This window comes from Gryllotalpicola sp. (genome assembly GCF_027352875.1).
Classification (GTDB): domain Bacteria; phylum Actinomycetota; class Actinomycetes; order Actinomycetales; family Microbacteriaceae; genus Gryllotalpicola.
On sequence record NZ_DAIEII010000045.1, the window covers coordinates 1 to 5,660 of the forward strand.

General features: G+C 71.5%; 6 protein-coding genes and 1 pseudogene. All 7 read left to right on the forward strand.

The window, feature by feature from the left end; translation table 11 throughout:
• A pseudogene (locus tag M7D61_RS05135) lies at positions 1 to 411 on the forward strand (tRNA pseudouridine(55) synthase TruB); the annotation flags it as partial.
• Complete coding sequence (locus M7D61_RS05140; protein ID WP_298228255.1) at positions 408 to 776, forward strand: hypothetical protein; 369 nt, start codon at positions 408 to 410, stop codon at positions 774 to 776. The pseudogene M7D61_RS05135 and the gene M7D61_RS05140, both read left to right, overlap by 4 nt.
• 26 nt (positions 777 to 802) lie before the next feature.
• Positions 803 to 1,279, forward strand: a complete 477-nt coding sequence (locus M7D61_RS05145) for a hypothetical protein (protein ID WP_298228257.1) — start codon at positions 803 to 805, stop codon at positions 1,277 to 1,279.
• Positions 1,276 to 2,214, forward strand: a complete 939-nt coding sequence (locus M7D61_RS05150) for a bifunctional riboflavin kinase/FAD synthetase (RefSeq protein WP_298228259.1) — start codon at positions 1,276 to 1,278, stop codon at positions 2,212 to 2,214. The genes M7D61_RS05145 and M7D61_RS05150 overlap by 4 nt, the downstream gene beginning before the upstream one ends.
• 9 nt (positions 2,215 to 2,223) lie before the next feature.
• Positions 2,224 to 3,219, forward strand: coding sequence for a deoxyribose-phosphate aldolase (gene deoC, locus M7D61_RS05155; protein ID WP_298228261.1), 996 nt, complete (start codon positions 2,224 to 2,226; stop codon positions 3,217 to 3,219).
• Positions 3,220 to 3,222: 3 nt separating this feature from the next.
• Complete coding sequence (locus M7D61_RS05160; RefSeq protein ID WP_298228263.1) at positions 3,223 to 4,746, forward strand: aldehyde dehydrogenase family protein; 1,524 nt, start codon at positions 3,223 to 3,225, stop codon at positions 4,744 to 4,746.
• Entirely contained in the window at positions 4,743 to 5,603 is an 861-nt protein-coding gene (locus tag M7D61_RS05165) for an aldehyde dehydrogenase family protein (RefSeq protein WP_298228265.1), read from the forward strand. The genes M7D61_RS05160 and M7D61_RS05165 overlap by 4 nt, the downstream gene beginning before the upstream one ends.
• The last annotated feature ends 57 nt before the right edge of the window (positions 5,604 to 5,660 follow it).

Here is a 5,660-nt window from a genome sequence, read left to right on the forward strand (position 1 = left end):
TCCGCGACCGCTGTCGATCTCGAGGTCAAGGTCGTCTGCTCGTCGGGCACCTACATCCGCGCCCTCGCCCGCGATCTCGGTGCCGGGCTCGGCGTCGGCGGCCACCTCACGCGGCTGCGCCGCACCCGGGTGGGGCCGTTCGCCGTCGGCGCCGCTCACGACCTCGAGACGCTCGATGCGGTGCGCGACGCGCTCACACCGGCGGAGGCGGCGGGCGCGGTGTTCCCACGGCTCGAGCTCGACGCGCAGCAGGCCGTCGACCTCGGCCACGGCAAGAGGATCGGAGTGGGCGGGCAGGCCGACGGCGACTACGCCGCGATCGCCGCGGACGGCCGCCTCGTCGCTCTCGTCGCGGTCGCGGGCGGCATCGCCCGGGTCACGACCGGATTCCCCGTCGAGGCCGGCGCATGATCCACTGGCTCCTCGACGTCGAGCTCGCCACCGCGCTCGCGGCGGGCCTGCTGTGCCTCATCGCCGGCTTCCTCGGCCGCACCCCGAACGATCTCGTCATGGGTGCGATCGCGCTCGTCGCCCTCGAGCTCATAGTGCAGGTCGTCGTCGCGATCGTCGCGCCGCTCGCGGGCAATCCGCCCTCGGGCAGTCTGCTCGAGTACTGGATGTATCTCGTCGGCGCCCTGCTGCTGCCGCTCATCGGCATGGGTTGGGCGCTCATCGACCGCTCCCGCTGGAGCGTCGTCGTGCTCGGGGCCATCGGCCTCGCCGTCGCGGTCATGCTCTACCGCATGGGCATCATCTGGTTCGTCCAGGGCGCATGACCCGCGCAACTTAGACTTGTAGGGCTATGAGCGAACCGCGTCGTTCCGTCACCGACCGCCTGGCCGCGGCGGCGCCAGCGGTGGGCAGGGTCGGCGTCCTCGTCGTCCTCGTCGCGGTCTATGCCGTGCTCGTCATGGCCGCGCTCGGCCGCAGCATCTTCCAGATCGTCGACCATTTCGGCAAGGCACCCGCCGCGATCACCATCTCGGCCGGCTCCGCGGTCGTCTACATCGTCGCGATGGTCGCGCTCATCATCCATCGCGGCGTCTGGTACCGCGTCGCCTGGGTGACGGTGTGCGTGGAATTCGCGGGGGTTCTCATCGTGGGATTCATCACGACCCTGTCCCCGGATGCGCTCGGTACCGGTTCCGGCAACGCCTTCGGCGACACGTCCACGGTGTGGACGGTCTTCGGCCAGGGCTACTGGTTCGTCCCGGCGGTGCTGCCGCTCGCGGGCATGTGGTGGCTGCGGCGGCATCCGGTCCGGGCGGTCGCCCGATGAAGATCTACCGCGACCCCGCCGAGGTGGAGCCGGACTTCGGTCCGAGCGCCGTGACGATCGGCAAGTTCGACGGCGTGCACCTCGGCCACCGCGCGGTGATGGCCGAGGTGCTGCGCGTGTCCCGCGAGCACTCGCTCGCCGCGACGGTCGTCACCTTCGACCGCAATCCGCTCGCGGTTCTCGCCCCGGACAGGTGCCCGCCGTCGCTGGTGAGCCTCGACCAGAAGCTCGAACTGCTGGCGGGCACCGGCATGGATGCCACCCTCGTGCTGCACTTCGACGAGGAGCTCGCCGCGCTCAGCCCGGAGGACTTCGTCACCGGCGTGCTCGTCGATGCGCTGCACGCCCATCTCGTCCTCGTCGGAAGCGATTTCCGCTTCGGGCGCGCCAATGCCGGCGACGTCGACATGCTGCGCGCGCTCGGCGAGCGGCACGGCTTCCGCGTCATCCTCGTCGACGACCAGCGGGCCGGGACGGGCGAGCGCGTCTCGTCGACGCGGATCCGCGCGCTTCTCGTCGCGGGCGACATCGAGGGCGCTAGCGCCATGCTCGGCCACCTGCCGACGCTGCGCGGCGAGGTCGTGCCGGGCGCGCGACGCGGCCGCGAACTGGGGTTCCCGACCGCCAATTTCGCTCCCGACGCCGAGGGTCTGATCCCCGCCGACGGCGTCTATGCGGGCTGGCTCTTCGACGCCGGAGTGCGCCACCCCGCCGCGATCTCCGTCGGCAACAACCCGACCTTCGAGGGCGTGCCGCAGCGGCAGGTCGAGGCCCACGTCATCGGCGAGACGATCGACCTCTACGGCCATGTCATCGAGGTGTCGTTCGTGAAGCGCATCCGCGACAACGTCGCCTTCGCGGGCATTCCTGCGCTCATCGCGCAGATGCGCGCCGACGTCGCGGAGGTCGCCGCGCTGCTCGCCGAGACGCCTTAGCCTGGAACCATGCCCACTCTGACCAGCAGCGAGCTGGCGCGCCGCGTCGTCGGCGGCGAACTCACCGACGCCACCCTGGGGCGCTTCCTCCACGGAATCCCCGGCGTCGACGCGGTCGGGCTGGAGGCCCGCGCGGCCGCCTTCGCGACGCGGTCGATCAAGACGGAGTCCAAGCGTGCCGCTCTCGACCTCGTCGTGTCCCTCATCGACCTCACCACTCTCGAGGGCTCGGACACGCCCGGCAGGGTCCGGGCGCTCGCCGCCAAGGCGGTGCGGCCCGACCCCGGCGATCCGGCGACCCCCTCGACCGCCGCCGTCTGCGTCTACGGCGACCTCGTCGGCGTCGCAGTCGAGGCGCTGGGCGACGCACACACCGGCCGCGGCGGCACCGTCGCGGTCGCCGCCGTCGCCACCGCGTTCCCCAGCGGCCGGGCCTCGCGCCGCGTCAAACTGCTCGACGTGCAGGATGCCGTGAGCGCCGGTGCCGACGAGATCGACATGGTCATCGACCGCGGGGCCTTCCTCGCCGGCGACCTCGGGCTCGTCTTCGACGAGATCACCGCCGTCAAGGAGGCCTGCCGCCGCCCCGACGGGACGAGCGCCCGCCTCAAGGTCATCCTCGAAACCGGCGAACTCGTCACCTACGACAATGTCCGGCGCGCCTCGTGGCTCGCCATCCTCGCCGGCGCCGACTTCATCAAGACCTCGACGGGCAAGATCTCACCGGCGGCGACGCTCCCCGTGACCGTCTCGATGCTCGAGGTCGTGCGCGACTGGCACCGGCTCACCGGACTCGAGGTCGGCGTCAAACCGGCCGGCGGCATCCGCGCCAGCAAGGACGCGCTGCGCTACCTCGTCGCCGTCGCCGAGGTGGCGGGGGAGCGCTGGCTCGACCCGCGCCTGTTCCGCTTCGGCGCCTCGAGCCTGCTCAACGACGTGCTGCTGCAACGACAGCGCATGGCATCCGGCCGTTACCTGAGCCCGACCTACATCTCGGTGGACTGACACATGACAGATTTCCTCGACTACGCACCGGCCCCGGAATCCGCCGCCATCCTGCACCTCAGGAAGGAGTACGGGCTCTTCATCGGCGGCGACTTCCAGCCCGGCCGCGGCACGGCGTTCGACACCATCTCGCCGTCGACCGAGAAGGTGATCGCCCGCATCTCGTCGGCGAACGAAGCCGATGTGGATGCCGCCGTCGCGGCCGCGCGCTCGGCCTACGACCGCACCTGGTCGCGCCTCAGTGGCAGCGACCGAGCCAAGTACCTCTTCCGCATCGCGCGTCTCGTGCAGGAGCGCGCCCGCGAGCTCGCTGTCGCCGAGAGCCTCGACAACGGCAAGCCCATCCGCGAGTCGCGCGATGTCGATGTGCCGCTCGTCGCGGCCTGGTTCTTCTACTACGCCGGCTGGGCCGACAAGCTCGACCACGCCGGCCTGGGCGCCGCACCCCGCCCGCTCGGGGTCGCCGCCCAGGTCATCCCCTGGAACTTCCCGCTGCTCATGCTCGCCTGGAAGATCGCCCCGGCCCTCGCGGCGGGCAACACCGTCGTGCTCAAGCCGGCCGAGACGACTCCGCTGACCGCGCTGATCTTCGCCGAGATCGTGCAGCAGGCGGAGCTGCCCGCGGGCGTCGTCAACATCGTCACCGGCGACGGCGAGACCGGCCGCCTGCTCGTCGCCCACCCCGGCGTCGACAAGGTCGCGTTCACCGGCTCCACCGCCGTCGGCCGCGAGATCGCGAAGGCCGTCGCCGGCACGCCGAAGCGGCTCACCCTCGAGCTGGGCGGGAAGGGCGCGAACATCGTCTTCGACGACGCGCCCATCGACCAGGCGATCGAGGGCATCGTGAACGGCGCCTTCTTCAACCAGGGGCACGTCTGCTGCGCGGGCAGCCGCCTGCTCGTGCAGGAGAGCATCCACGACGAGGTCGTCGAGCGGCTCAAGGTGCGCCTCGCGACGCTGCGCGTCGGCGATCCCCTCGACAAGAACACCGATGTCGGCGCCATCAACTCCGCCGAGCAGTTGAAGCGGATCAGCGAGTATGCGCGGATCGGCGCCGCCGAGGGCGCCGAAGGCTGGTCCTGCCCGGTCGACCTGCCCACGAAGGGCTTCTGGTTCGCGCCGACGATCTTCACCGGCGTCGAGCAGACCCACCGCATCGCCCGCGAGGAGATCTTCGGCCCGGTGCTCTCGGTGCTCACCTTCCGCACCCCGGAGGAGGCGATCGCCAAGGCGAACAACACGCCGTACGGCCTGTCGGCCGGCATCTGGAGCGATAAGGGCAGCCGCGTGCTCGCCGTCGCCGACAAGCTGCGCGCGGGGGTCGTCTGGGCGAACACCTTCAACCGCTTCGACCCGGCGAGCCCGTTCGGCGGCTACCGCGAGTCCGGCTACGGCCGCGAGGGCGGCCGCCAGGGCCTGCTCGCCTACCTCCAGTCGGCCGACGCTCCGGCGCCGCAGCGGGCGCTGCCCGTCGTGGCGAAGCCGCCCATCCCTCCGCGCACCGTCCGAAAGGCGGCCAAGAAGTGACGCGCCTCGCCGTGCCCAAGACCTACAAGCTCTTCATTGCAGGAGCCTTCCCGCGCAGCGAGTCGGGTCGCACCTGGGAGGTCACGGCGGCGGACGGCGGATTCCTAGCCAACGCCGCGCTCGCCTCGCGCAAGGACGCCCGCGACGCGGTCGTCGCCGCACGCGGCGCCGTCGCCGGCTGGTCGGGCGCGACCGCCTACAACCGCGGCCAGGTGCTCTACCGCGTCGCCGAGGTCCTCGAGGGCCGCAAGGGCCAGTTCGCCGATGAGATCGTCGCGGCGCAGGGCGTGACCCGTGCGGCTGCCGTGCAGCAGGTCGAGGCCGCGATCGACCGCTGGGTCTGGTACGCGGGCTGGACGGACAAGTTCGCGCAGGTCGCCGGGTCCGGCAATCCCGTCGCAGGCCCCTACTTCAACCTCTCCACGCCCGAGCCGGTCGGCGTCGTCGCGATCGTCGCACCACAGGATTCCGCGCTGCTCGGCCTCGTCTCGGCCGTCGCTCCCGCGCTCGTCGCCGGCAACACGGTCGTCGTCATCGCGAGCGAGCGGTTTCCACTGTCGGCGATCAGCTTCGCCGAGGTCCTCGCCACCAGCGATGTGCCGGCCGGCGTCGTCAACGTGCTCACCGGCTCGCCGACCGAGATCGCCCCGTGGCTCGCATCGCACGCCGATGTGAACGCTGTCGATCTGGTCGGAGCCGGCGGTCTCGACTGGGCGGCCCTCGAAGCCGCGGCGGCCGATGCGCTCGCCCGCGTGCTGCGCCCCGAGCCGGGGCCGGACGCCGCCGCTCCCAGCCTGCAGCGCATCCTCGCCTTCACCGAGACCAAGACCGTCTGGCACACCAAGAGCATGCTCTGAGGTCACGGCACAGACAGAGCGAGGGGCGGGATTCCGAAGAATCCCGCCCCTCGCTTC